Raw genomic sequence first — 25525 nt, forward strand, 5'->3', positions numbered from 1 at the left:
ATAGCACGAGTTTCACATTGACTGCGTATTTGAATGCGCACTGCTACCGGCGCTACGTAGGAAATGATTGCTTTACGCCAGCAGTAGAATCATGCGATGTTCGACGTTCGAGCATTCATCGCATGACTACGGCCAAAAGCACCGTATCGTTCGAGCCCCCCGATATGACCGTTTGGCGATTTCACGGGGATGTATCGGAAGATGGGATGCGTGCACTCACGTTGCGTGAAAAACAATTGATTGATGGTTTGCCGTATCTCTTGAAGCTCGTGGACATGCGCCGGGCGGGCAACATCACGGCGGGAGCGCGAAAAGCGGGCGCGGAAAAAGTACACGACGTACCCGTCAAAGCCGTCGCCATATTCGGCGCAAATTTTGCCATTCGCGTCCTTGCCAATCTTGTCGTTCGAGCCGGGAGCATTCTTCGTAAAATAGATACGGTGCCCACTCGTTTTTTCGAGACCGAAGAGGAAGGTCGCGCGTGGCTTTCGAGCAAGCGAGACGAGATTCAATTGAACGAGACACGGGAATCGGTTTGAGGACGGGCTTCAACTAAACCGAATCGACGGCGGCGGGCGCACCGATTCACGATCCTTCAGCCATTGCTCCGCCAGCGCAATTTCCTCCACCCGCCGCTCGTAGCCGTCCGGCGGCGTCGCTCGCGCATACGCCACGAGACTCGCAACGATTTTGCCGAGGTACGTAAACAGTGGCTCGTGACGAAATCCGAGCTCGGTTTCCGCTTTGAATGGATCGAGCAAGCTCATCCACTGTGAGCTGAATGGTGATATCGTTCTCGGCGTGAAACCAGCCGCGACGATGTCGGGCGTTTCAATGGGCACGAGCTTCGAGCGCGAACCCAGAATCTGCGCAAGCATTCCCACCAATTCCGAAAGCGATGGCGCTTCGCGCTGACATACGTTGTACGCTTCCCCGAACGAGCTCTCACGCCCGAGCAGCTCCACGAGAAGCCGCGCCACTTCTCCTGCATAAACATGCCGAACCGGATGCATGCCCCCATCCGGAACGATGATGGGCCCGCCGTCGAGCAATCGATATACGTACGGATCGAGTCGCTGATAATGATCTCGCTCGCCGGCCACGATCGGCAATCGCAAACGCGTCGCAGGAAAACCCGACTTTTGCCAGGCCTCCACCAGCGCATCCTCGCAATCCCGTTTACCCATTCCATATTCCCACTGCGCAAGATCCGCTTCGTTCGTGGGCTTTTCAATGAGCGGCCCCGTATAATCCGATTCCTGCGCCGGCCGGGGGCAATCCTCGCGCATCAAATACACTTGCCCACTGCTGATGTATACATAATGGCCGACCCGCCCCCCGAGCGCCTCCACGGCGCCTCGCCCGTCCTCCCACCGATACGCCGCAAAATCGACCGCAGCGTCGAATTGCCGATTGCACATGTGCCGCGACAAATCCGCCGTCGTTCGATCCCCAACGAGCCGCTCGACGCGATCCCCAAATGGATCCGACCGCGTTCCACGATTGAACAGCGTCACTCGATGTCCGCCCGCGAGCAGACGGAACACGAACAGCGGACCGACAAACCGCGTCCCGCCGATCACCAGCACATGCATGCCAACCCTTCTAGCAGGCATCACCCCGCTCACTCAACCCATCCGCAACATTATCGTCCTCCCAAACTGGTACATCGATGATCCACCCGCGCCACAATTCTGACGCATTCAATCCTCCATTCTTTCTCGACTTCGGCAAGCGAGCGTCAAACGCCGTTCGTAGAACCGCATGGCCATCACGATCGCCCAAAGCGGCGACCGCTCCTACGGCATTGGCCGTTTGTCCGGAGGAACATGCAAGCTCAAGCCTCTTTCGTCGAACTGCTTCAAAATCCGCCGCCCCAGCAGGCGGACGCACAGCACCACGCGACCACGCTCCCGGCGGAGACGCCGCGAGAATCCGCGCCGATCTCGCCGTCCAAAACGCCTCGATCCTTTGCATCGAGCCTGCTTGGCGAGGGGCTCATTGACGACAAACTCGCCCTGATGGATGGGCTAGGGCGATTCGGCGTCGCGTTTGCCCTTGCCGCAAGTTATGGCCTCGCCGTCGGCACACGCGACGGGGGCATGTCCCTTTTGAAACATGCCGCCGCAGTGCCACTCGCGCCCCTTGCCGTGGCCGTCGTCGGCGTGCCCGCCCTGCTCATCGTCCTCACGCTTTTCGATGCACCCGTGAGCCCATCGGCCGCCTTCTCCGCAGCATCACGCGGTGCCGCTGCAACGGGCCTCGTGCTGGGTGGTCTCGCGCCCGCCATGGCCCTGTTCGTCACGACAACCAGCTCGCGCGGAGGAGCTGCCGTCAGCGCAGGGCTCGGCCTGATCCTCGCCGGCATCTTCGGCTTGCGCGCGTTTTTGCGCACGATTGGATCGCCCATCGGGCACGCCTCCGCGCTTCCTCGAACGGTCAGCGGGTTTGCCCTGGCCGGCTTTGCCATCTTCGCAACCGCTCTTTCTGCCCGCATCTGGTGGAGCACTTTGCCCATCTTCGGAGGTGACCTGTGAGCGCTCATGTCCTTGCCCGCCTGCTTCGTTCGCCCGGTGATGTCGCTCGCGCGTGTCGCGACGACGAAGACGACGTCCGCGCCATCGCGTCGTTCTCGCTCGCATCGACCATCTTGGGAGCCGCCGCGTTCGGCGGTGTCGTCGGCAGTTTCCGCGGCGGACACCAAATCATCTACGGCGCGGCCAAAGTTCCCATCGCGGTGCTCGCAACGTTGTGCCTCGCCGCGCCCGCGTTTCACGCCATCGCCGCGGTCCTTGGAAGGCCGTGGCCCATGCGTTCGATCATCGCGCTCGCGCTTGCTGCCGCGGGTCGTTCGTCGCTCGTTTTGCTCGCGTTCGCCCCTGCACTTTGGCTCGTTTACGACGTGGGCATGGGTTACCACACGGCCGCTCTTTGCGCGTCCGGAGCGTACGCCATCGCAGGATTCGCTGCTCTTTCCGTGCTCGTCCGAGGTCTCGGTGAAGGCCCAGGAAGAATCACGACGGCCCTCGCTTTCATGGCTGTTTTCTTCATGGTTGGAGGTCAAACGGCTTGGATTCTTCGCCCGTACCTCGTGCGTCCTCGCACCACGTCGATCCCGTTTTTGCGCGATCGCGAAGGATCGTTCGTCGAATCGGTCCTCACGAGTTTGGCTTCGGCAAACGGCCACTACGCGCGAAATTCGTACGACGATGAACCATCGTACGAAGAGCCGCGGAAGGTCGAGCCCGAATGGGACGATGATTCGCGTCGTTCCCGCACGGTCGAAGAGGCGCCATGAGTCTGCGCGACTTGCTTCTTCTGTACGTCGTTTTCGGGTGCTGCTTTGCGATCGCGATTTATCGATCGTCGCCCGAGACAAACGCGAATCGCCTCGGATCCGCGGCGCTTGCGGTACCTCTCTGGCCGCTCTGGGCTCCGATTGCGCTCACGGCCAAACGTGGAGATGCGACAGGAACGCTTGCGCAATCACCTGGTTCGAGCGGCGCACTCGAGCGCGTCAAGGCGGCGCTCGCCGATGCGGTCGCGTCGATTCAAGGCACGCCGCTCGCGACGCTGTTGCCCCCGGAGTCCGCTTCGCGCATCGAGGCCGAGGTGGTGCGTCGAGAAAAACGTCTCGTCGAGCTCGACTCGCTTCTCGGCAAGGAAGCGTTCGACGTGACGCGTCTCGAAGCGCGCGTGCGCGAATTGGAGCGGAGCGGAGGGTCTTCGCGGGCGCTGTCCACGGCGCGCCTCGAGCTCGACAATGTGCGGCGCCTCGGGGCCTTGCGCGAGCGCGATGCGCGGGCGCTGGAGGAGCTCTGCGCGCTCGTCGAGGCGCTGCGCACGCAGGTCACGCTTGCGCGGTTCAGCGGTTCCTCTGCGGCGGACATTGGTGGTATCGTGGGTGAAGTTTGGGCGCGCGTCGAAGGACTCGGCGCCGCCATCGAGGCGGAGGAGAGCCTGCGCGCCGAAGAGCCCATCGAGACGTGACGTGGACGGAGTTCTGCCAATCGGGAAAAGTCGTGAGCAAACGCATTTTGGTTGTCGATGACGAAGCTCGCATTCGTGAAGTGCTCGATTACGCGCTTCGCAAAGAAGGGTACGAAGTCGTCGCCGTGACCGACGGACGAGAAGCCATTGATGCGGTCGAGCGCGGCGGAATCGATCTCGTCATTTTGGACGTCATGCTTCCCGAGGTCGATGGTTTGTCGGCATGCCGCAACATTCGCACGTCGAGCCGGGTGCCGATCTTGTTTCTATCGGCGCGGAGCGATGAAATCGACCGCGTGCTTGGCCTGGAATTGGGCGGAGACGATTACCTGACAAAACCGTTTTCCGTGCGCGAGCTCGTGGCGCGCGTCAAAGCGATGTTTCGACGGCTCGAAGCGCCCGAAGAAAACGCCCGCAAAGTCCTGACGCAAGGTTCGGTCGAGCTCGACGTCGAACGGCATGAAGCGCGCGTCTCCGGCGTGCTCGTGCCGCTCACCGCGACCGAATTCGGCGTGCTCGGCGTGCTGCTCGAGAGGCCGGGAATCGTGTATTCACGCAGTCAGCTCATGACGCGAGCGTACAAGTTCGACAATTTGATCACGGAACGCACGATCGACACGCACATTCGACGCATTCGCGCCAAATTTCGCGCAGCGGGCGGGGACGATCCCATCATGACCGTGCACGGCGTGGGATACAAGTTTGCAGGGACGTGAATTGAATCGTGGATGCCGGGAGGAAACGTGCGCGCCGTTTTACGCGGCACGCACGGAAGGGACTACTGCGTGCTCATCTTGAGCGTCACGCCGGAGTACGCCGAATAGCCGCGGAGCATGACGTAGTACGTGCCTTGCTGTGCGGGATTGAACACGCAAGATTCCGCGTTACCGGCCGCATAGGGACGACAATCGTAGCTCGATGTCGTTGGGGGGCTGCCGAATTTCACATAAAGATCGACGTCGCCCGATCCACCGGACGTATCGAACTTGATTTGCGAAGCGCCAGCCGGCGTCGTATAGCTGTAATTGGTTCCGCTACGACGCGCGCCGGAGAGGTTGCTCTTGGTGTCGATGACGGTCCACGTCGACGTGCCACCGCCACCGCCACCGCCCGAACTGCTGACGCCCACGGCTGTCCACGCATCGCCAATGGCCGTTGCCGCCGATGCGCCATAAAGGTCCGTCGCGGCTGCCTCGGTACAGGAACGCGCGTCCGCAAACGTGGAGCTCGGGGAGAGACAGGTCGTGTTGGCACGATAGAAAATCGCGGCGCCCATGTTGATGGACGTCAGCGAATTCGACGAAAGCGGCGAAACGACGTTGCTCGTCTTGCCTCGCGGAGGCGTACCACCCATGACGGCCAGGTAAAACGCAAGGTTCGCGATACCCGAGTTCCAATGCACGCCGCCGTTGTCCGACGTGCCCTGGTAACGATCCGGATAGAAGTCGAAATCGCCCGCCGCCGCCGGATCGTACATGTACCGCAATGCGTCGTTCGGCGTATTGGGCGTCCAGCACTCGTCACCGATCTTCCACGTATTTTTCGAAACGGCATTGTCACGATACGCTTCGACGGCCGCGCCGAAAATATCGCTCATGGCCTCGTTCAACGCACCGGAATCATTGCTGTAAATGAGGTCCCACGAGTAATCCGTCACGGCGTGCGTGAGCTCGTGGGCGGTCACGTCGAGCACGACGAGCGCCGACGATTGCGAGCCGTCACCATCGCCGTAGGCCATCTGCGAACCGTTCCAGAAGGCATTCACGTAATTCTTCTTGTGGTGGACGGTGGCCTTGAGCGCCGCGCCCGCGTCATTGTCACTGTCGCGACCAAAGGACGCGAAGTAATAGTCGTACGTCGTGCCAACGTTGTCGTGCGCGAGATCGAGCACCGCATCGCCACTCGGACTAGACGCCTCGTTACGCACGAGCGTACCCGGGAGCGAGTTTTGCGTCTTGCCATTGTAGGTGCTGCGATTGCGCTGCGTCTTGAGGTTGTCGTACGAGAGAACGATATCGCCCGAATGCGCATCGACGAATACGACGGGCATCGATGGCTCGCCTTCATTCGTCGAGGCTTCGAATTGGAAGCATCACCGCTCATTTCGTTTGTATTCAAAACATTCGCTCGTTCGCCTCGACGAACGGGCACCATTTCGAGCGTACCGGACGCACGTCATCATTGACCACACTTGGCGCCGAGATTCGACCGCCGGTACTTCCTCGAACAATCCCTTGGCAAGCACTGCAACGGCATGAGCACCAGGAAATGCAGCCTCGCCTAAAATGGCTTCATCAAGAACCGCGCCCAGCGCGAACACGTCCACGGGCCAGCCAATTTCATCGCGGCACATGGCTTGCGCGGACGACATGTAGCCCGGCGTGCCGAGCACGACACCACTGGCGGTGAGCCGCCTCTCACCCACAGGATGATTGGCGAACATAAAGTAACCCCCCAATACCAAAGCATCGCTGCGCGCATTGTGGCCGGAACGCTTCGTGGCCAAGCGTCATACGACGCGCCGTGAACCTCAAACCTCTCCCACGACTTTCTTGGGTGCGGAACCGTCGAGCAAATACTCCGGCGTGCACTTGTCGATGTGGCCCATCAATTTCTTGTACAAGCCCCATCCGCAAAGCTTTCGCAATCGCGACGAAAACGTACGCGCAACTTCGAGGGGTATTCCAAGCAATTGGTTTTCCTGCTGGCGAACCCACCCCGCACAATAATTCATCGCCACCCCGACCCGGCGATCGTTCGTCGAGTTTGCTCCTCCGCCGTGCCACAAGCTGCCGTGATACACGAGCACGCTGCCGCGAGGCATCTCCGCCGCAATGGCTCCATCGATGTCTCCAAAGGGCGGAGGAACGTCGGCGGATCGGTGCGACCCCGGCACGAGCCGCGTGGCGCCGTTGTCTTTCGTAAAATCCGTAATCGCCCACATCGTATTGCACACGATGGGCACGTGGGGCCGAGGCAGCGGAACATGCTGGTCGTCGGCGTGCCACGGTTGAGGCGTTTCGCCTTGTTCAATGGCGATCGACGATATCGACGACACCAAGCATCCCCGATCGAGCACGCGCTCGACGAGCGGAAGAATTCGGTCGTGCACTGGAATCCGATCATATGGCGCGCCGTATGCGAGGAGGTTGTAAATCCGAACCGTTCGCAACCCTTCGAACAGGTTCTGCGCTGGCCGAATGGATCGTTCCCGTTCGATGCGACCCAAGTCCTCTGCGATCATGTCGATGAGGTCGGGCTCGATCACGCGTTCGAGGATGGTATAACCATCTCGCTCGATACGCTGCACATGCTGTTCGATGTCCACGGGCTGAGACGTCATGGTGGGCACTGTAGGACTGAACGAAGGCTCGAGGCAAGTCTCCAGAAACCGAACAGGGATCAAAATCTGCCAAACACGCTCTCTTGCGCCCGCGGAGCGATCGTGCCAAGTGTGTCTTGCTTCCAAGTGGTCGGGGCAAACGCATGAGTCGACGCACACATTGAATTAAAATCCCATTCGAGGCATCTCGTGCAAAAATTTTTCGTTTCACTCGCCCGAATTCGTTATCGATTGCTCATCGTCAATCTTCTGGCGCTGTTCGTCCCGGCCATTGGTATCGAGTTTGCCCGAGTCCACGAGCGCGAGCTCCTCGACGCGCTCGAACGTGACATGTCGAATCAAGCGGTCCTCGTACGAACGTTCATCGAAAGTGGTTTGCGCAATGGTAAGCCGCTTGCCGATGTCGAATATGCACGCATTTTGACGACGGCGGCGAAACGCACGCGAACGCGCATTCGAATCATCGACGAAAGTGGCGCCGTGGTCGCGGATTCTCATGCCGATGGCCCGCCCGAAGGTCCCGAGCCATTGCCTCCATCGGTTTTACCACGTTCACGCGAAGTATCGCAAGTGATCGATGTTTTCGCCGATCCGCAAGAAAAGTGGCCCGAGCTTGCCCATCGTAGTGAAGTGCGCACCGCGCTTTCCGGCAACAAGGCGACGTATACGCGTGTTCGCGAACGCAAACCGGGCGTATTTTTGTTCCTCGCCGAACCCATTCGTTCGAGCGGCGTGCGAGGTGTCGTGTATCTTGCGAGGTCCACGCAGCCGGTGCTCGTGGAGCTTTATCGAATTCGTTCGGGGCTCGTTCGAGTGCTCGCGGTGGCGCTCATTGGAACGGGCCTCGTATCCATTCTTTTGGCATTGAGCATTTCACGGCCTCTCGGGCGGCTTTCTCGTGCAGCGAAACGAATTGCAGCGGGCGAGCGGGACGTCGTCGTTCCCATTGGCGGTGGAGGAGAAATCCGGGAGCTTGGTGAAGCGTTCGCCGCAATGAAAGAACGCCTCGATGCACGCATGCGCTACATTTCCGATTTCGCGGCGGATGTTGCGCACGAATTCAAGTCGCCGCTGACATCGATTCGAGGCGCTGCGGAATTGCTGGGCGAAGGAGCGCTCGACGATCCGGAAGCACGCAGCCGCTTTTTGCGCAACATCGAGCTCGACGTGGCGCGGCTCGATCGGCTGGTGTCGCGACTGCTCGAGCTATCCCGCATTGAAGCGTCGGCAGAAGCCATGCGGCCGTGCGATATCGAATCGCTTGCGGCGCGAGCGGTGGAGCGGGCATCGAGCCCCGATCAACCCGTGAATTTGGAATTTTTGGCGGGCGAACGCATTCTCACGTGTCGCGCAATGGACCTCGAGACGGCCATTGGGAATTTGCTCGACAATGCCATACGATTTTCGCCGGCGTCGGAGCCGGTCGCGCTCACCATCGACGGTGGCGCCAATGAAGGCGTCGTTCGATTCAAGGTTCGGGATCGAGGGCCAGGCATTCCGGCGGCCATTTTGCCGCGCATTTTCGACAGGTTTTTCACGACGGACGCCGATCGCGATGGCACGGGGCTGGGCCTCGCCATCGTCAAAAGCGTTGCGGAGACTCATGGCGGTCGGGTGCTCGTGGATAGCCGTCCTGGGGAAGGCGCGACGTTTACGCTCGAGATTCCGTATCGAGGGTGATGCGGCGCTTTGCATCAAACACGCTTGACGCCCCTGAAAACGTACGCGTACAAGAACCTCATGCGCTCTCGCTGGACACTGGCATGCTTGGTTTCTTTCATCGGATGTGCGACCGGCACCGAGCTCGGCAATTCCACCGGCTCGGTTTCGCTGACGTCGAGCTCGAGCGGCTCGTCGAGCAGTTCTTCGAGCAGCGGCGATGGAGGCATGGGCGGCGCTGGTGGAATGGGCGGCACCGCGGGCAGCGCGTCCAGTTCGTCGAGCGCGGCGAGCAGCAGTTCGAGCAGCGCATCGTCGGGCTCCGGGGGAATGGGCGGCGCTGGAGGAATGGGCGGCGCTGGGGGAATGGGCGGCGCTGGGGGAATGGGGGCGCTGGAGGAATGGGCGGCGGGCCGACGGGAACGCTCGTTGCGCTCGCCGGGCCTTCGGCGGGAGGTGCGTATTTCGAGCCTGCGACGGGCTGGGTCGCCGCACCCTTGAATTTTTCATTTCATTCGGCGGACATCACACCACAAATGGTTGGCGGCGCGCTGGCCGTCATGCGTCGTTCGAGCGCCGTGCCCGCTGAAAACAATGAGCTTTTTTGGACGACGTGGTCGAAAGCATCCGGCTTCACGACGCCTCAACAGGTTGGCACCTTTGGATTCGCCAAGGATGGTCCCGCCGCGGCAATGGCGGGCGTTTCTGTCATCATGAGTTTCCTCGGCACGGACAACAAGCATTATTATGCGCAAAATAGCGACGGAAATTCATTTGGCGCATTCGGACCCATTCCTGCGGGCATGGTGCAAATTCAAGCATTCGGGCCCAGCGCAACGGTGCTCGCGGCTGGCGGCAATGCGGGTGCGTATGCGGTATACGCAGGTGACGATGCTCGGCTCTATTATTCGTACAAATCCAGCCCGGGCGGGGCCTGGGAACCGTCGACGCAAGCTCCGACATCGACCGTGGTCAATACGATTCGGCCATTGGCACTCGTGGACGCCGCAATGGACCTACGGATCGTCTACGTGCGTCAGAGCGACAATCGTATTTGTACGATCAAATGGATTACGCCGCAGAATTCCTGGACGACCGAAGAAACGATTGCAAGCGCTGCCACCTCAAAACAGCCGGCTGCAGCGGAAGTGGTCCCGGGTGGAGACATCCTCATTGCGTACCACGGGATGCTCGACGAGGGCATTTATTTCGTGCGGGGCAACGACGGGGCGTTCGGTTCCATTACGACGGTCGAAGTGCCCGCAGGTACATCGTCGGCGCCGGTGGTGGTCCGAGGTTTGTCAGGGGCAGACGCCGAAATCGTCTATGCGGCCGGAAATAAATTGCGACACGCGCGAGTCAATGGCAAAGCGGTGATGGTTGGCGACGTACCCGGATTGACTGGCGTTACGACGGTTACCGCGACAATCGCGCCTTGAACACTTCAGCGTGTATTGTTTTCGCACGTCCCGACCTCGGGGCACGGCCCAGGGTCTTCGAACGTCACGAACTTTTCTCCATAAAGGTACGAGAGCGCTCCGGCTGCGGGGTTGTTCCATAGCCGAGCCATCATGAAAACGGGAGCGTCGATGAGATTGCCGGTGACTCGAAGCCCGCTGCCGCTCCACGGCCCCGATGCAACGATGGCATATTCGCCTGCGGTCAATCGATTGTTTTCAACGATGACATCGTCGCTGTTCGTAGCGAGCAAAAGCGCTTCGCGTTCGGGACCATCACCCACGTTTCGAATCTCGTTGTTTCGAAAGACGACATCGTCCGCGGCATCCGGCGCTCCCGACCAAGACCCCAAATTGCCAGTGCCGCCGATTTTCACCGTCACTCCGCACCCCGCCCCTTCGAACAGACTATTTTGCACGGTTCCATGATTCGGAACGCCATTTTTGCCAATGACATAAAGCGCTCGAACATGTGTCGGGTAAGGGTCGTCGGCTGGACGGCAACCGGCATTACGCGAGGTGATGTTGTCGATGAGCCAATTCGTCGCTTGACCGTCGGGTAAATCATCGGAACCCGTCCCCACGACGGCCATGATTCCGCGTCCGCCGCCATCGATGGTGCTATCGCGAATCGTCCAGCCATCTCCTGCAATCATGCGCAAACTACCGTCCGAGACGCTGATATTTTCAAATATCCAGCCATTGCAATGATGACACCGAACATCGCCACTCCATGATCCCTTTACGGTCACCTTCTGCACTTTGGCGTGGATATCGCATCCGGCACCCATGCCAGCGCGATCGTCGCCCATATCGCCCGAAATGAAAATGGTCGAACCTGCCGTGACCGATTCGAAACGGGCACATGGTGCGCCCTCTATGCAAGAGCCACAATCCGATTCGCAGCTCTGGCAGGTCTCGTCGATTTCGCAGATTCCATCGCCATCACAAATGGTCTGTGGGCCAGCGTCGGCCGTGTCACCGCTGGATGAACCCGCATTGGGTTGAGGCAAATCGCCGGTAGAATTGCAGCCGAGCAGGAAAACGGTCCCAACCGTCCAAGAATTGGGCGAAATGAGCATTCCCGCATGTTCGCGAAAATCAGGCGTGCGTCAAGCCTAAGGTCCCGCATCGACAGCAGGCTTGCCACCATCCAGCGTCGGCTCGTCCGGAACGCATTCCACGACCGATAGTTTCATCGCTTTGCCCGCCGGCCGCGCAATCAATAAGGATGCCTTCGTCGCCGCCAAAACCTCGCCATTCCCAATTTCGGGCTCGCGACGCAATTCACCAAGCAATTCACCTTTTGCCGAAAGTGGACCCATTCGCGTCGCACCCGATAACGATGCAATGGCCATCCACCCCGGAAGCAAATCCGGTACGCCCGTCGAATTCGCCTCCTCCGTCACGAGCTGCGGCTCACCGACGCCCGAAAGCCGCACCCATATCGTCATGACTTTTCCGCCCGTCGACCCGCTCGGCGTGTCGTCGTCCCGATACGCCAATATCATTCCCCCGTCATCCGATGCTTCGATGTCGAATGCGAGCGCATGACCATCTTTCGGCGTAATCGCCCGCGGCGTCGATACAGGATGACCTCGTTCATCGAGCGGCACGACTTCCACCCAGCGCGGCTGAATGGCCTCCCCACCAAGCCCCGTGTCTTCGTCCTTGGGCCTTTTCCCCTCGCCCACCACCGCATACGCAAGCCAATATCCGCCGGGCCGCGGCGCCAATCGCGGCAACTCCGCATCGTTTTTCGGCGACGATATCGGCCGCGTCGCACCCTCCGATCGCATCGTTTGGGGGTCGAACGATTCGATCATGATCATCGTTCGTTTGCCGTCTTTGCTCACATCGTCCCAGACGAGAACCGCGCGATCGCCCGATGTCGCGATGTCTACGGCAAGTGACTCGTCCCGCCCCTCACTCACCTCCGGGCCCCACGTCACTTGGTCGCCCGTTACTTTCGCCACGCGTATCGCACGACCTCCAGCGTTCGGCTCGAGCATCGCGGCAAGGACCGAGTCCTTGTAACCCGTCACCGTGGGCGCATCGAAGTCACCGCGGCTTCGCCCGAGTCGCATGAGTTTTCCGTTTCGCCCATCAGCTCCAATTCGAGCCACCATCGCGTACGAGCCGCCATCGCCATCGCGCAGCGCCCCCACGGCAAACCCGTCGCTCGTGACCGCTCCGCGCCCAAGCTCGACCGCGTACGGCGCGAGCTCGTCGAACTCTTCATCAGCCTCGTCCGCACCCGCATCCGCACGAGCGCGCGTCGTGGGTTTGTCCCCGACGACGAATGCTTCGGACGAAATGGTTTTGCAGCGCGGAGGCACGACGATCGGAGCGGCAACGGCCGCGTCTTCTTCGTCGAGCACGGGGTTTGTCTTGGACGCCGCGAGCTCACCACCAGCGCCGATGTAACGCACACCGACGATGATCGCCGCGATGACGAACGCGGCTGCGACGACGCCCGCGAGCCCGCTGCCACCACCTTCACCGGGCACGGGTTTCTCAACGAGCTTTCCGGGACCTTTTTGCGTCATGCGGGAGGGCAGTTTTCTCTCCACCGAGCGTCTTGGCAAGCGCGCCCCGTTCCGCTTTGCCTCGGGGCCCTCTAGACTGCGAACATGCGTCCTTCGCTTGCCGCTCGCGTGGCTTCTGCTTGCGCACTCGTCACGATCCTCGTGCTCACGTTCGCTTCCTGCGGTTCGCGCACGGGAGATCTCGACCTGTTCGGAAATTCGCAAGCCGTGTGCGCCGAGCTTGGCGATGCGTGCTCGGCCGAGCAGACGTGCTGCAGCGATCTGCTCTGCAAGGACGGTCAGTGCAAACCCGAGCAGATCTGCGCTCCGGAAGGTTTTGCCTGCGCAACGACGGTCGACTGCTGCAACCTCGATTGTGTCGATGGCTTCTGCGGCGGCGCTTCGTGCATTCCGCAAGGTCTCGCGTGTACGGCCAGCGAACAGTGCTGCGACTTCGATTGCTCGCAGGGGTTCTGCGGCGGCATCGAATGCAAACCGCAAGGCACTGCGTGCAACACGCCAACCGAATGTTGTGACAATTTGTGCTCCAACGGGTTTTGCGGGCCGAACACCTGCAAACCTCAAGGTGCCACCTGTTTCGGCGATAACGAATGTTGCAACGCACCTTGCAATGGAAACGTCTGCGGTTCGTCTTGCCAACCCGACGGGTTCGTCTGTCAGAACCCGAGCGATTGTTGTTCGAACGCATGCACGAATGGCGTTTGCGGCACCGTGACGATGTGCCTTCCGAACGGCTCGACGTGCGCTTCTGCGATCGATTGTTGTTCGGGACAATGCCCCGGCGGCATCTGCAACTTCACCACGTGCGGACTCGACGGATCGGCATGCACCTTCCCAACTGATTGCTGCTCAAACAAATGCGAAGGCGGCGTATGCGGCGGAGGTAACTGCAACCCCGACGGAGCCACGTGCAGCACCGACGCTCAGTGCTGCAACGGCTTCTGCGATCCGTTCACGAAGACGTGCGGCGTGACCATGTGCTTGCCCGACGGCTCGTTCTGCATCGATGGCGCCGAGTGCTGCGCGGGCATCTGCGACTTCGACACCAACAGGTGCGGCTTCGGCGGCTGCTTCCCCGAAGGCATCCCGTGCAGCTCCGACTTCGAGTGTTGCTCGGGCTTCTGCGATCCGAACAGCGGCATCTGCACGTTCGGCGGATGCAGCGAAGATGGCGTGTTCTGCGTGAACGACTTCGAGTGTTGTTCGGGCGTGTGCGATCCGCTCAGCAGCACGTGCGGTCTTGGCGGGTGCTTCCCGAACAACTTCCCCTGCAACACGAATGCCGAATGTTGCTCGAACACCTGTCAGTTCGGCGCGTGCATCAACCCAATGTGTTCACCCGACGGTTTCCCGTGCTCGAGCGGCTTCGAGTGTTGCAACGGGTTCTGTGATCCGAACACGTTCACGTGTGGCTTCAGCCAATGTTTCCCCGATGGATCTCCCTGCGGATCCGCCTTCGAGTGTTGTTCGGGCTCGTGCAACGGAGGCGTGTGTGGAGGTCCCACGTGCAAGCTCGATGGATTCCCCTGCAATGCTCCATCGGACTGCTGCAACGGAGTTTGTCAAAACAATCTCTGCGGCGCCGGATCATGTTTGCCCATTGGATCCACGTGCAACTCGAGCGCGCAGTGCTGCATGGGTCTCGTGTGCAACGGAGGCTTCTGCGGCATGCCGCCTCCGGGAGATGCGGGCACGTGCAACCTCGATCCGGGCGGCACCATCTGCACGCAGTGCGTCGTGGGTAGTTGCTGCAATCAAACGGAGGCGTGTTTGATGAACGGAGCGTGCGCGGGAAGCATGGGTTGCTACCAAAGGTGCACCATCAGCGGGACGGATCCGCAAGCGTGTCAGGCGCAGTGCTGCACGAACAGCACTTGCAACGCATGGACGAATTGCGTCGCGACAAACTGCGCCGGGGAGTGTTTCTAGACCGGCTTCCCCCGCACCGATAGCGGCCCCGTCTGCGAAGTCGACTGCCCCGTCACATGCGCGATCGCCTGCGCTTCGTCGGAAAACACCGTCAAGTGATGCTGCTCGAACAGCGAGTCCCCTCGCGCGCGACGCGTCGCTTGGAGCTTGCCGAGGGCCGTTTGCACCAGGATCGCCACGCGAGGAAACCCCGTCATCAACTGCTCCATCACCGGACGGATCGATAACATCGACGCGTCGTCGCCAACCATCGGGGCATCACGCGAATCCAACAAAAAGCCCAAATTCCGCCGTTCTCGTAGCGGAACCAGCATCCGAAATCGTTCGATGACCTCATCCACTTCGAAGGGATTCGCCGCCGACATCGGCATCGACGTGCGTCGCAACCGGACAAACCCGCCTTCGTGCGTGATGATTCCCATCTGCGAGCGCAACAGCTCCTTCATCGTCCGAGCGTGACTCTGCGGGCTGCTCATGGCAAACAGCCTCTTCACGTCTCGCGTTTCCTTTGCTCTTCTACGTCTCGATCGGTCGGATGCATCAAGTCGCCTGCTTCGGATTCCTCGTGTCGCTGCTCATGGTGCTTGCCGGATGTGTCGGCACACCGTCACCACTCACGCCGAACGTGCGAGGGTCCGTGGGTCTGCCGCACTTCGGCGTGCTGACGGATGCTGTGTCGCTCCCCAAGCGTACGCACACGTTTCGGCTCTACCGTGACGCGAGCGCCGCGCGGTGGGGTACTCCGCGACTCATCGCGACCATCCAGCATGCAGCAGCGACCGTGAGTCGTCTTCGCCCTGGAGCGCCGCTCTTGGTGGGCGATTTGTCCGCCAAATACGGCGGATTTCGCACGGGCCACAGGTCGCACCGCACGGGCCGAGACGTTGATCTCTTGCTCTATGTCACGACGCCCGATGGTCGTTCGATCCCGAGCCCCGGGTTTGTCTTGTTCGGCCCCGATGGTCTTGCTGAAACACCTGCGGGCACGTTCGTTCGTTTCGACACCGAGCGAAACTGGCAGTTTGTCAAGGCACTCGTCACGTCGCCCAAGGCCGACGTGCAGTGGATTTTTCTCGCGCGGTGGCTCGAAGCGCTGCTCATCGAGCATGCGCGGGCTCGCGGTGAAGACTTGGAGCTCATCTGGAAAGCGGAGAACGTGCTGCTTCAGCCGGCGGACAGCGCGCCGCACGATGATCACTTTCATTTGCGCATCGCGTGCACGCAGGACGAGCTCGTCAGCGGGTGTGACGTGCACGGGCCTGCTTGGCCGTGGCTACCGAACCCGCCGGTGCTTGGAGACGTTTCCGACGAAGAGCTTCTCGTTGCGCTGCTCGAGGGGCTTTTGCCTGCGGAGGCCGGCGCCACCGAGGTCGCTGCGCCATGAATTATTTGGGCCACGGCGACGTGCTCGACGTATGCGCGAAGCTCCCGAGCGATCTGCGATTCGACCTCGTGTACCTCGATCCGCCGTATGGAGTGGGCACGGCGATGACGGCGCGCACTGCGCCCGGACAAACTCGAGGCAAGCGCACGCGGACGGGAGGTCCCGTGGCGTACGAAGATCGTTACGATCCGGATGCGCTGGTATCGATGTTGATTCCGCGTCTTTCGGCGATTCGCGACTGCATGAGCGCTGGGGCGACGCTTTACGTGCATTTGGATCACCGCACGGTGCACGACGTCAAGGTGGCGGTGGATCGATTATTCGGGCGCGGGGCGTATTTGGGGGAAGTGATCTGGGTGCCTGGCAATGGCAATCGGGGTGCGCGAGGGTTTGCCGTGACGCACCAGACGATATTGATGTATGCGCGTGCGGCGTCCGAGCGAAAGCAGGTCGTGTACAACGCGTCGGATCCCGATTTGCGCGAGCCTTATGCGGCGACGAGCTTGTCGATGCACTTCAAGCATCGGGACGATGCGGGGCGGCTCTATCGGGAGCGGGTGATAGGGGGCAAGCCGTATCGTTATTATGCGGACGAGGGTCGGCGTCTTGGCAGTGTGTGGGCGGACATTCCGGCGATGGTCGCGAACACGCCGATTGTGGGAGAGGGGACGGGGTATCCGACGCAGAAGCCGGAGCGGCTACTCGAGCGGGTGGTGCGAGCGTCGAGCATCGAGGGTGCGGTGGTAGCGGATTTGATGTGTGGGAGTGGGACGACGTTGGTGGCGGCGGGGCGGTTGGGACGTCGGTTCGTCGGAAGTGATCAAAGCAACGTAGCGATTGAGATCACAGCCAAGCGATTGACGGTACAAAAGATGAGCTTTTCTTGGCTGGGCGGTGTATCGTCGCGGTCGAATGAGCACGACGTGGACGATGAGCCTTCACGGCACACGCCGCCACCTGATGGAATGCCCTCTGCGCAAGGCTGAAGCAGGTTTTGCGCGGATCCAGGGTGGCGGTGCTGTTTGGGCGATTGTTCGCGACAACAAGAGGAGAGTTGTGCCATGAGTTTTGCGAAGACGTTGCAATGCGCTGCCATTGTTGCAGGAGCGCTGGGGGTCGTGGGATGTGGGATTTCGCCAGGCGATTACGTGATTTATCGCGTATCGCCGGGCGTGACGGAACAGACGAGCGGGTGTTATTACCCGGACTCGGATCCGCCGCCGAACCAAGCGAGTGATGACACCACCATTCGTGGAAGCAGCACGTGGATCATTTACGCGAGCATCAATGACGCCTATTACTTGGACAGCGGCTCAAATACACTCGAGGGCGTCGCAACGGATACCGGATACCAATTCACCGGAAAAACGGTCGACGTGCAATACGACATGCCAGACGGCACCGGCTCGAAACGAACAACAACGGATTCGTACACCATCGATGTCATTGTCGATGGTGATGCGATTTCGGGCAGCAGCGTCTGGAAAACGACGTTCGGCTGTGCTGGCACCACCTGCGGCGACAAAATTCCGACCTGCACGCGAACCACCGATTTCGTCGGCACGCAGGTGGATGAGATGAGCTTAATCACGATCTGTAAAGCCAACACACCACGCCTACATCGCCACTCGCGTGCACTGGTCATGGCCAACTAATGAGTGTTGGCAATAGCTTTTGCTGAATCCCACCATTGCCGAGCTGCCCGTAGGTATTCGCGCCCCAACAGCGAATTTCTCTATTCTTCAGCAATGCGCATGAAGACGTGCTTGCCAACCCTATCGCCTGCACGTCCATCAAAGCTACAGCCATTGGACTATAAACGGTATTCGTCATCCCAGTGCCAAGTTGGCCACTGCTATTGAATCCCCACATCGAAAGCGTCCCGTCCGTAACAGCTGCGCTAAAATTATAGCTAACAGCAATCGCTTCCACCCCGGGCAGGTTGACGGCTTTGGGAACTGACGATGAATTAATATTTCCAGTGCCCAGTTGACCTACCTGGTTTGCTCCCCAGCAATAAAGTGCATCCCCCGCGAACGCGCATGTGTGACTATTCGCGCAACGTACAGCGCTAACGTTGGCAATTCCTTCTACCACGGTGGGCGATTGCTTCCCGAGAAAAGAACCAATGCCAAGTTGGCCATCACCATTGTCACCCCAGCACTGCAGCGCGCCGCCAGTAACCACAGCACATGTATGCTTCCCTCCAGCAGATATGTGCAAAACATTGGATGTAATTTGGACCGGCACGGCGGCGTAACCCGTTCCACCATCGCCTACCTGACCGTAACTGTTGCTTCCCCAACAATACAATGTTCCCGTCTTACTCACCGCGCATAGATGCGCATCTCCCACCGACACCTCCTTGATATTCGCCAACCCCCCCACCTTTGTCGGCGTTCCATTCCCCTCGCCCCAACACCACACCTCACCGTTGACCAGCGCAGCGCATGTTTTCGGCGTGTAATTGTTTTGCGTCGCGCTCGCCCCTCCATCCACCTGCACCGCGGGCCCCGGCAACCCCTTCACCTTCGTCGGCACCGGCTTCGACCCCAGCGTGCCGTCCCCAAGCTCCCCCTTTTCATTTCTGCCCCAACAATACACATCTCCATTCGTCATCACCGCACAATGATGGTGATACCCACCCGCAATGCTCACCGGATCATTGCACTCGGTCCCCGCACAATACGCCGCACATGCATTTCCACACGCGCCACAATGATTCCGATTGTTCGTCAATACCGTTTCACATCCCGCCGCTGCCGTGCAATCGCCAAACCCATTGTTACACGTAAAACCACATACCCCATTCGTACACGTCCTCGTCGCATTCGCAACCGCCGGGCAATCCGCCTCCGTCATGCAGCCCGATCCCCCCGCGCCGCCACCTCCCATGCCCCCTGCCCCGCCCATCCCCGCTATGCCACCCGCTCCAGCCATGCCTGCCATGCCACCCGCGCCAGCGTCGCCCCCCATGCCTCCAGCGCCGCCGCTGCTGCTGCTTTGCCCCGCCTCACCACCGGAGCCGCCCTCGCCCCACCACGTCGCTTCCTCCCAGCCCATTACCTGCTTGCACCCATACGAACCCAGAATCAACCAACCCGCGCCCACTACGCATTTCGTCATCGTTCGCATATCAAAACTCCACCCCGGCCATTGCCCCGCCAAACCCAGGTGCCACAACGGGAATAATCTGAATCTCCTCCGCTTTGGGCTTCTTCTTCACGCCCTCCACGCCGCCCATCAAATAAAGCATGACACCCACGCCCACCAGCGCACCACCGGCCACGAACGCTCCCGTCGACACGTTGGCATACGTCCCCGCCTGCCGATTCAATGAGAGCCCGCGCAAACTGCACTGCGTCGGGTCCGCCGGTAAACACTCGGCCTTCGACGCATCATTCTTGACAATCGCCCCAATGCCAAAACCACCCCCCACCAAAACACCCACGATGCCCGCCGCGCCCACGACCACGCCCGTGCTGCGCATCATGTTCCAGGACGAACCATCGCTCGGCGGCTTCTCCCCAGGAAACACAATCTCCACCGCCACCGTCACCGGCCCCGGCCCCACGATCACTTCCTTGTCGAACGGCATCGGTTTGTCCGGCGCAACCGCATTCACCACGTGCCGCCCCGGATCCACCGGAATCGCTGCGCCAATCGCTCCCGCACCAAGCTCGCGCCCGTCCAAGAGCACCTTCACCCCACGCGCCTTCGACGGCACCGACAGCGCAATCTTCGACAGCCGCGGTTCGAGCGCCTCGCGACGCTCCGCCGCATGCGCCTCGCGCTCCGTGTCCCCTCGCAACGCCGCCAGCCGCTTCGCTTCACCAAACGCACCGTACGCGCTCGCCGTACGCCCGAGCCGCTCGTGACACTCGCCCAAGTTCAGCGACGTGCCCACCGCCGCCTCGAACCGCTCGCTCTCCGCAAATTTCTCGCAAGCTTCCGCGTACTTGCCTTGCGTCACGAGCGCCCGACCTTCGGCAAACAGCGCATCGGCCGCCGCCTTCTTCGCGCCATCCTGCGCCGCCGCAGGACCAGCGAAAACCACGCTCGCCACGAGAGCCGCCACCATCGCCGTCCGCCGAATCCCCACGCGTTTTCTCATCACTCCGCCGTCTCACGTCGATCTGCCGACGCATGGAGCCGCCTGCAAGTCGACCGCTGTCCGTGTGCTCCAGCGTGCACCAACCAGAATGGATCTGCGAGGAATTTTGCACTGTCCCACAGACCTCGATACGATTTTCCCATGCTCACCCCTCGGCGCATTCTTGCTCTCTCGATCCTCGTATTTCCCGCGTGCGATGCCAAAGCTCCCCCCTCGCCCGCCGTCTCGCTCTCTCACGAGGACACGGCGAAAGATGCGCCTCGTGACAGTTCGGAACGAGTCTCCCCTTCGGGCGCCGCCAATGTGAAACGCATTGCATCCACAGACGCCCCCGGAGCTACGCCGGCACGAGTCTCCGGGCCGAAGAGCATCGGAGCGATTGCCGAACGAGCATACATTTATAAAAAACCCCAAGCCAAAGGTTTGCCGCTCGGGTACATTCGCATGGGCACGAGCGCTCCGCTTTTGTCGAATGATCCGGTCGAAGGCAAGGATTGTCCGCGAGGGTATTACAAGGTAAAACCTCGAGGGTACGTTTGTCTCGACCCGCGCAAAACGACGCTCGATTTGTCCGATCCGTATTATCAAGCATTGGCGCAGTTCGCCCCGGCGAAGGGAACGTCGTTCCCGTACAGTTATGCATTTTCGAATGGGGCGCCGATGTACAGCCGCGTTCCCACGGCAGCGGAAGCGGAAAAGGCCGAGCGTTCTTTTGGCGAAGCGGGCAAATTCGTGCAGCTCGCAGAATGGTCGGCTGGGCATGAAGAATTGATTGCCAATGGCGAAAAAATCGTTGGCAAAGACGCCGTGCCTGCCATTTTTGCGGATCACAAACGCACGGTGGGTGGAAATGGCGCGTACGATCCCAAGAAATTGGTTTGGCGCGTCATTCCAAACGGATCCATGGTGGCGTACGCGAAAGCGTTCGAACAAGACGGTCGCGTGTGGCTCGTGACGCCGGATTTGATGCTCGTGCCGGCCGATCGCATGCGACCGTTTCGACGATCCAAGTTTCACGGGGTACACATTGGCGAAAAGGTAAACCTGCCGCTCGCGTGGAATCGAGGTTTGTCGCCGATCCAGAAATTCACCAAGGACGACGACAAAATGATTCCGATGGGAGAAACGATTGCATCGAAAACGTTTGTTCAAATCAACGACGAACCGATCAAAGTAGGAAAGCAATCGTATTATCCGCTGCGTAACGAGCCTGGCGTGTACATTGCCGCAACGAAGAGCGTCACGGTGACTCGGCTGCCGAAAAAGCTTCCCACGGGCGTTGGTCCGGGCGAAAAGTGGATCGAGGCGAAGATCAACCCGGGGACGCTCACGGCATACGAAGGAATGACGCCGGTGTATGCGACGATGTTTTCACCGGGCAAAGGTGGAGCGCCCGTGCCGGGGTACGATCCGTACGTTCATTCGATGACGAAGACGGGATTTTTTCCGATCGAGTGGAAGGATCATGTATCGGTCATGTCGCCGGACAAGGAATGGCCGCCGAAAAAGCTTTGGATATCCGAAGTGCCGCACATTCAATATTTGCGCGCACCGCTCGCGATGCATGTCGCGTACTGGCACGAGGATTTTGGGAATTTGAAGAGCGCCGAATGCGTGAACCTTTCGCCGGAGGACGGGGCGTTCATGTTTGGCTGGACAGACCCGCCGCTGCCCGAGGGATGGGGCGGAATTCGTCCGGGCGATGGCAATGGAAAGTCGACGCCGGTCGTGATTACGGCGTTTTGAGCACTTCTCAAATCGCCGCCGCAAACTCCCGCCCAAACTCCATCGGCGTCGGCCTGTCCGCCGCAGCACGCGCCGTCGCCGCGCGAAGCAGTTTCGCCACCGCCGCCGGATACCCGCGCAACCGCTCCGCATCCTCGAATGGATCACGCCGCATGTGCGCAATGATCCTGTCCCGCGGCCCCAGGTCGTCAAAAAATGCCCGGCCCGTCGTCACGTTGTAAATCGTCCCCGCCAGGGCATACACGTCCGCGCGCGGATCGAGCTCCACAGGATCGAGCACCTGTTCGGGCGCAATGTACCCAGGCGTTCCCGCGACAAACTTTCCGCCCACCTCCGCCGGCACTCGAATCGCTCGCACCATGCCGAAATCGATGACCACCGTCGCCAGCGGCGCAGCGCGCGCCGGATCCCGATGCTGCTTCGGATCGAATGCCACTCCTCCTTGCAATGGCAAACGCAGCCACAAATTCGCCGGCTTGATGTCTCGATGCACGAGCCCCGCACCATGAAGTGCCGTAAGCCCCGCGCACGTCTCCAAAATCACGCGGCGCAATTCGAATAACGTCATCATTTGCGCCATCGCATATTGACGCAAATCCGCGCCGATCAAGTATTCGAGCACCAAAAACGGCGCCCCATCGGATACGCCCCGATCGATGATGTTCGCCACGTTCGGGTGATAAAGACCCGCCAGCGCCTTCGCCTCCTCGACGAATGACGCCAATATGCCCTCACGCTCGATGTCGTTCGCTTGCGCCAATGCTTCAGCCTTTGGAATTTTGAGCACGAACAACCTGTCTGCACCCGGCTTGCGTACGAGCCAAACCGATCCAATACCGCCCTCGCCGAGCGGTTTGACCAGCTCGTACCCTTCGATGATTCTCGGCTCTTGTTTTTTCGCCGATGGCGGCGGCGGAGGCGTTCGTTTGATCGCTCCACGCACCGCTCCCTCGAGAAGCGCCGATGCCACAGGGCCGAGCGACGCAAACCACACCTCGAGCATCGACACTTCACGCGCTCGAATGGCGCGCGCCACGAGCGCCGCGACGCGAGGCGCGTTTTGCTTCATTTCCGTAGAAACCAATTCCGACGTGTCACCTTCCGACGAATGCAATGCTTTCACCGGATCCGCCAGAGCCGCCTGCAGCCGATCTCCCGCCAATACCAATTTTTGACAGTGCGCCTCGAGATTCGGCTTCAGCCCGCTCATTTCGGTGAAATCTTCGAGCGCCACGCACAAGCTCGTAATGGCCTTCGCAAGCTCGGTATCTCGCGCATGAAGCGCCGCCAATGCTTCCTCGGCAGGATATGCCCAGCCCGGGTCTTCCTCGGCCGAATTCGCGGCCGTCCGTAATGCTTCGGCCTGCTCGACGCAATGTCGCAATGCCGTTTCCGACATCATCGGAAGTGCCGTCGCAAGCTGCAGAAGCATGGCCGGCCGATCAATCACGAGCGCCCACCACGCCGCAAAAGGCCCGAGCCATTTGGCATCGTCGACCTCGCCGAGCGCCGTACCTCGCGTCGTGTCGACAATACGCCAAAGCAGCGAGCTCAAAGCACTTTTCAGCGAAGCCGGCAATGCGCGCGACCCGTCTGCGAGCCCTTCGAGCTTGCGCAGCCACAAACACGTATCGTGCGCCGTGGGACCTCGGCCCGGACCCAATTCCCCATCTTCGCCACACGCGTCGAGCGCATAACCACCGAGCCTGATGGCAGCGACTTCGAGCGAAAGATCGGTTTCTACGGGAATGCCTTGATTGGCACGCCGCTCCGCAATGAAATCCAAAATCTCCGCGGGCGCCCGAGCAAGCGTTTTCCACGTTTCTTCGAGCTCCGGTTCCTCGACGGGGTCCCCCGCAGGTCGCGTATTGAGCAGCGGTCGCCAGAGGCGCAATGCGAATGCTCGCGCATTGCCTTCGAGCGCATTCAGCGCAGCCGCTCGCTGCCGCATTCCGCCCGTTCCATGCGCAATTCGCCGCGCTTCCAAAAATGTCGGCAAAAGCGTCGTTGCAAACCGAGCTGCGCGGGCGTCGGCTTCTTCGTCATCGTATTGCGCCGCCATACGCATCAAATTTTCGAGCCCCAATTCCAAGTCCAGCGGATCCCGCTCGGCACGATCCACCATGTCGCTCACCGCGGTCACTTCGATCCATCGCCGGCATTCTTCCATGGTATCGGCTTGGACAAACCTCGCCTTTTCACGCAAGGTCCGGAGCGTATCCTCGATTTCCGGCATGTTCCCGCCGCGCCGAAGGAGCGTCGCCAAACCTCGTGCGAGGGCTCGAGCTGCAATCGCACCACCGTCGCCCGAAAGAATGCGGTGAGCCAGCCTGTCCCACATTTTTTTACGCTCGAAATACAAATAGGGCGTCGCTGCAGCGACGGCCGCGAGCACCCAATCTTCCTCGGCGGGTGAATCCAATATCGCCTGAAGCTGACTCGACAAAAACGCGAGCCTATCTGCGGGCAGCGATGCGAATGCGGTGGTCGCTCGCTGTCGCAAAACTTGCGAATGCCCGAATACCCAATCGAGCAGCGTTCCTTCGAGCGGCTCCATGACGCCCGTGAGGCGCCCGAGCGCTCGGGCCGCGTGCACCCATACGAGCGGTTCGGGATGCAAAAGCAGCGGTTGAAGAATTTGCAGCGTACGAGCCACGAGCTCCGGATGCGTATCCGGCGGCATTCCTCGGACGCTGATTTCCAGGCACCTTGCTGCGAGAACACGGCCCCGCAATGCGCCATGAGCCGGATTGTGAATCATTGCATCGAAAACATCCGGCGTGCTCCAAAGCCATTGACCGAGCAGCGGCACTTCGAGCGCGCTCGCGCCGGCTTCCCAAATCAAGATTTCGAGCCGCGCACGCGCTTCGGCGTTGATGGGCTGCACGAGCTCGTTGTTCGTCCCGAGAAGCGGCGCGCATGCCAAAGCGTCGAACAGCGGCCCCTCCACGACACGCGCTCGCGCAATGTCCACGATGCGCGACGCGACCGACGTTTCCAGCCCGCCGTACAGAATCGGAGCGATTTGCACATCACGACGCCACGTGCTCGCGGCACACCACGACAAAAGCACGTCGCCCGCCGGTTCGCCGAGGAACGTTGCCAGCTCGTTGCACGCATCGAGCGATTTGGTCAGCGGTGGAAGCTCACGTGCGAGCAGCGCGGCGGCGACGCGCATTTCGTCGGGCAAGGGCTTGTCGAGCGCCACCTTGTCCGCATTCGCGCGAAAGCGCACGTAGGCGATTTGTTCGAGGTTTGGATGAGCGGCAACCTGAAGCGCGAGGGACGACAAGGCGCGACGAACGTCGACGGGCACGTACATGAGGTCGGGACGATAGTCCAAACCGGGAGGAG

At 60.6% G+C, this 25525-nt stretch carries 22 protein-coding genes; 12 read left to right on the forward strand and 10 right to left on the reverse strand.

The genetic code is table 11. From position 1 onward, the window contains the following. The first annotated feature begins 122 nt into the window (after positions 1-122). Positions 123-539 (forward strand): STAS/SEC14 domain-containing protein, encoded by a 417-nt coding sequence (locus IPM54_44810; GenBank protein MBK9266883.1) that lies wholly within the window; start codon positions 123-125, stop codon positions 537-539. A 9-nt stretch (positions 540-548) separates the two neighbouring features. On the opposite strand, the gene IPM54_44815 is transcribed toward IPM54_44810, so the two are convergent. Next, positions 549-1595, reverse strand: coding sequence for an NAD-dependent epimerase/dehydratase family protein (locus IPM54_44815; GenBank protein ID MBK9266884.1), 1047 nt, complete (start codon positions 1593-1595; stop codon positions 549-551). 234 nt (positions 1596-1829) lie between these two features. On the opposite strand from IPM54_44815, the gene IPM54_44820 reads away from it, so the two are divergent. From IPM54_44820 to IPM54_44835, 4 genes are read left to right on the forward strand one after another with little or no spacing between them, the layout of a single operon-like run. Then, entirely contained in the window at positions 1830-2537 is a 708-nt protein-coding gene (locus tag IPM54_44820) for a hypothetical protein (GenBank protein MBK9266885.1), read from the forward strand. Then, the gene (locus tag IPM54_44825; protein ID MBK9266886.1) at positions 2534-3298 is read left to right on the forward strand and encodes a hypothetical protein; all 765 of its coding nucleotides are present in this window, start codon (positions 2534-2536) and stop codon (positions 3296-3298) included. Before IPM54_44820 ends, IPM54_44825 begins: the two co-directional genes overlap by 4 nt. After that, on the forward strand, positions 3295-3990 hold the full coding sequence (locus IPM54_44830) for a hypothetical protein (GenBank protein ID MBK9266887.1): 696 nt from the start codon (positions 3295-3297) through the stop codon (positions 3988-3990). The genes IPM54_44825 and IPM54_44830 overlap by 4 nt, the downstream gene beginning before the upstream one ends. A 32-nt stretch (positions 3991-4022) precedes the next feature. Beyond that, on the forward strand, positions 4023-4706 hold the full coding sequence (locus IPM54_44835) for a response regulator transcription factor (GenBank protein ID MBK9266888.1): 684 nt from the start codon (positions 4023-4025) through the stop codon (positions 4704-4706). A gap of 62 nt (positions 4707-4768) precedes the next feature. Here the strand turns inward: IPM54_44835 and IPM54_44840 are convergent, their stop codons facing one another. Genes IPM54_44840 through IPM54_44850 form a run of 3 tightly spaced genes read right to left on the reverse strand, consistent with a single transcriptional unit; the run spans position 4769 to position 7333 of the window. Further along, the gene (locus IPM54_44840) at positions 4769-6040 is read right to left on the reverse strand and encodes a M4 family metallopeptidase (protein MBK9266889.1); all 1272 of its coding nucleotides are present in this window, start codon (positions 6038-6040) and stop codon (positions 4769-4771) included. A 42-nt stretch (positions 6041-6082) separates the two neighbouring features. Continuing rightward, on the reverse strand, positions 6083-6496 hold the full coding sequence (locus IPM54_44845) for a hypothetical protein (protein MBK9266890.1): 414 nt from the start codon (positions 6494-6496) through the stop codon (positions 6083-6085). A 24-nt stretch (positions 6497-6520) separates the two neighbouring features. After that, positions 6521-7333 (reverse strand): phytanoyl-CoA dioxygenase family protein, encoded by an 813-nt coding sequence (locus IPM54_44850; protein MBK9266891.1) that lies wholly within the window; start codon positions 7331-7333, stop codon positions 6521-6523. 159 nt (positions 7334-7492) lie between these two features. Here IPM54_44850 and IPM54_44855 point away from each other — a divergent pair, with 159 nt between their 5' ends. Together IPM54_44855 and IPM54_44860 are read left to right on the forward strand one after the other, a co-directional pair. After that, positions 7493-9013: a HAMP domain-containing protein gene (locus IPM54_44855; protein ID MBK9266892.1), complete on the forward strand. Its 1521-nt coding sequence runs from the start codon at positions 7493-7495 to the stop codon at positions 9011-9013. An 83-nt stretch (positions 9014-9096) separates the two neighbouring features. Continuing rightward, entirely contained in the window at positions 9097-10431 is a 1335-nt protein-coding gene (locus IPM54_44860) for a hypothetical protein (protein ID MBK9266893.1), read from the forward strand. A gap of 5 nt (positions 10432-10436) precedes the next feature. Here IPM54_44860 and IPM54_44865 read toward each other — a convergent pair whose 3' ends face one another. Both IPM54_44865 and IPM54_44870 read right to left on the reverse strand, forming a co-directional pair. Next, positions 10437-11261 carry a hypothetical protein gene (locus IPM54_44865; protein MBK9266894.1) on the reverse strand — a complete coding sequence of 275 codons (825 nt, stop codon included), beginning with the start codon at positions 11259-11261 and terminating at the stop codon, positions 10437-10439. A gap of 306 nt (positions 11262-11567) precedes the next feature. Further along, positions 11568-12794, reverse strand: a complete 1227-nt coding sequence (locus IPM54_44870; GenBank protein MBK9266895.1) for a hypothetical protein — start codon at positions 12792-12794, stop codon at positions 11568-11570. A gap of 288 nt (positions 12795-13082) precedes the next feature. On the opposite strand from IPM54_44870, the gene IPM54_44875 reads away from it, so the two are divergent. Further along, entirely contained in the window at positions 13083-14927 is a 1845-nt protein-coding gene (locus tag IPM54_44875) for a hypothetical protein (GenBank protein MBK9266896.1), read from the forward strand. Here the strand turns inward: IPM54_44875 and IPM54_44880 are convergent. Continuing rightward, entirely contained in the window at positions 14924-15403 is a 480-nt protein-coding gene (locus IPM54_44880; GenBank protein MBK9266897.1) for a hypothetical protein, read from the reverse strand. The two genes, IPM54_44875 and IPM54_44880, sit on opposite strands and share 4 nt — an antisense overlap. Positions 15404-15462: 59 nt before the next feature. Between IPM54_44880 and IPM54_44885 the strand changes: the two genes are divergently transcribed. From IPM54_44885 to IPM54_44895, 3 genes are all read left to right on the forward strand, one after another. Continuing rightward, positions 15463-16311 carry a penicillin-insensitive murein endopeptidase gene (locus IPM54_44885; GenBank protein MBK9266898.1) on the forward strand — a complete coding sequence of 283 codons (849 nt, stop codon included), beginning with the start codon at positions 15463-15465 and terminating at the stop codon, positions 16309-16311. Next, entirely contained in the window at positions 16308-17297 is a 990-nt protein-coding gene (locus IPM54_44890) for a site-specific DNA-methyltransferase (protein MBK9266899.1), read from the forward strand. Before IPM54_44885 ends, IPM54_44890 begins: the two co-directional genes overlap by 4 nt. A 75-nt stretch (positions 17298-17372) precedes the next feature. After that, positions 17373-17966: a hypothetical protein gene (locus IPM54_44895; GenBank protein ID MBK9266900.1), complete on the forward strand. Its 594-nt coding sequence runs from the start codon at positions 17373-17375 to the stop codon at positions 17964-17966. On the opposite strand, the gene IPM54_44900 is transcribed toward IPM54_44895, so the two are convergent. Together IPM54_44900 and IPM54_44905 are read right to left on the reverse strand one after the other, a co-directional pair. Next, positions 17953-19437, reverse strand: coding sequence for a hypothetical protein (locus IPM54_44900; GenBank protein MBK9266901.1), 1485 nt, complete (start codon positions 19435-19437; stop codon positions 17953-17955). The genes IPM54_44895 and IPM54_44900 overlap by 14 nt on opposite strands. A 10-nt stretch (positions 19438-19447) precedes the next feature. Continuing rightward, positions 19448-20425 (reverse strand): hypothetical protein, encoded by a 978-nt coding sequence (locus IPM54_44905; protein MBK9266902.1) that lies wholly within the window; start codon positions 20423-20425, stop codon positions 19448-19450. Between the two features lie 141 nt (positions 20426-20566). Here IPM54_44905 and IPM54_44910 point away from each other — a divergent pair, with 141 nt between their 5' ends. Beyond that, positions 20567-22171 carry a L,D-transpeptidase gene (locus tag IPM54_44910; protein MBK9266903.1) on the forward strand — a complete coding sequence of 535 codons (1605 nt, stop codon included), beginning with the start codon at positions 20567-20569 and terminating at the stop codon, positions 22169-22171. 7 nt (positions 22172-22178) lie between these two features. On the opposite strand, the gene IPM54_44915 is transcribed toward IPM54_44910, so the two are convergent. Beyond that, the gene (locus IPM54_44915; GenBank protein MBK9266904.1) at positions 22179-25514 is read right to left on the reverse strand and encodes a serine/threonine protein kinase; all 3336 of its coding nucleotides are present in this window, start codon (positions 25512-25514) and stop codon (positions 22179-22181) included. Positions 25515-25525: the final 11 nt, after the last annotated feature.

The sequence above is a fragment of the Polyangiaceae bacterium genome (assembly GCA_016715885.1).
Lineage (GTDB): Bacteria > Myxococcota_A > Polyangia > Polyangiales > Polyangiaceae > Polyangium.

Bases quoted from the DNA above. Each gene is read 5' to 3' on its own strand.
- IPM54_44905 (MBK9266902.1), bottom strand. From the start codon at position 20,425: ATGAGAAAACGCGTGGGGATTCGGCGGACGGCGATGGTGGCGGCTCTC.
- IPM54_44815 (MBK9266884.1), bottom strand. From the start codon at position 1,595: ATGCATGTGCTGGTGATCGGCGGGACGCGGTTTGTCGGTCCGCTGTTC.
- IPM54_44910 (MBK9266903.1), top strand. From the start codon at position 20,567: ATGCTCACCCCTCGGCGCATTCTTGCTCTCTCGATCCTCGTATTTCCC.
- IPM54_44885 (MBK9266898.1), top strand. From the start codon at position 15,463: ATGCATCAAGTCGCCTGCTTCGGATTCCTCGTGTCGCTGCTCATGGTG.
- IPM54_44875 (MBK9266896.1), top strand. From the start codon at position 13,083: ATGCGTCCTTCGCTTGCCGCTCGCGTGGCTTCTGCTTGCGCACTCGTC.
- IPM54_44890 (MBK9266899.1), top strand. From the start codon at position 16,308: ATGAATTATTTGGGCCACGGCGACGTGCTCGACGTATGCGCGAAGCTC.
- IPM54_44840 (MBK9266889.1), bottom strand. From the start codon at position 6,040: ATGCCCGTCGTATTCGTCGATGCGCATTCGGGCGATATCGTTCTCTCG.
- IPM54_44820 (MBK9266885.1), top strand. From the start codon at position 1,830: ATGCAAGCTCAAGCCTCTTTCGTCGAACTGCTTCAAAATCCGCCGCCC.
- IPM54_44880 (MBK9266897.1), bottom strand. From the start codon at position 15,403: ATGAGCAGCCCGCAGAGTCACGCTCGGACGATGAAGGAGCTGTTGCGC.
- IPM54_44865 (MBK9266894.1), bottom strand. From the start codon at position 11,261: ATGGGCGACGATCGCGCTGGCATGGGTGCCGGATGCGATATCCACGCC.
- IPM54_44900 (MBK9266901.1), bottom strand. From the start codon at position 19,437: ATGACGAAATGCGTAGTGGGCGCGGGTTGGTTGATTCTGGGTTCGTAT.
- IPM54_44850 (MBK9266891.1), bottom strand. From the start codon at position 7,333: ATGACGTCTCAGCCCGTGGACATCGAACAGCATGTGCAGCGTATCGAG.
- IPM54_44895 (MBK9266900.1), top strand. From the start codon at position 17,373: ATGAGTTTTGCGAAGACGTTGCAATGCGCTGCCATTGTTGCAGGAGCG.
- IPM54_44830 (MBK9266887.1), top strand. From the start codon at position 3,295: ATGAGTCTGCGCGACTTGCTTCTTCTGTACGTCGTTTTCGGGTGCTGC.
- IPM54_44860 (MBK9266893.1), top strand. From the start codon at position 9,097: ATGCTTGGTTTCTTTCATCGGATGTGCGACCGGCACCGAGCTCGGCAA.
- IPM54_44810 (MBK9266883.1), top strand. From the start codon at position 123: ATGACTACGGCCAAAAGCACCGTATCGTTCGAGCCCCCCGATATGACC.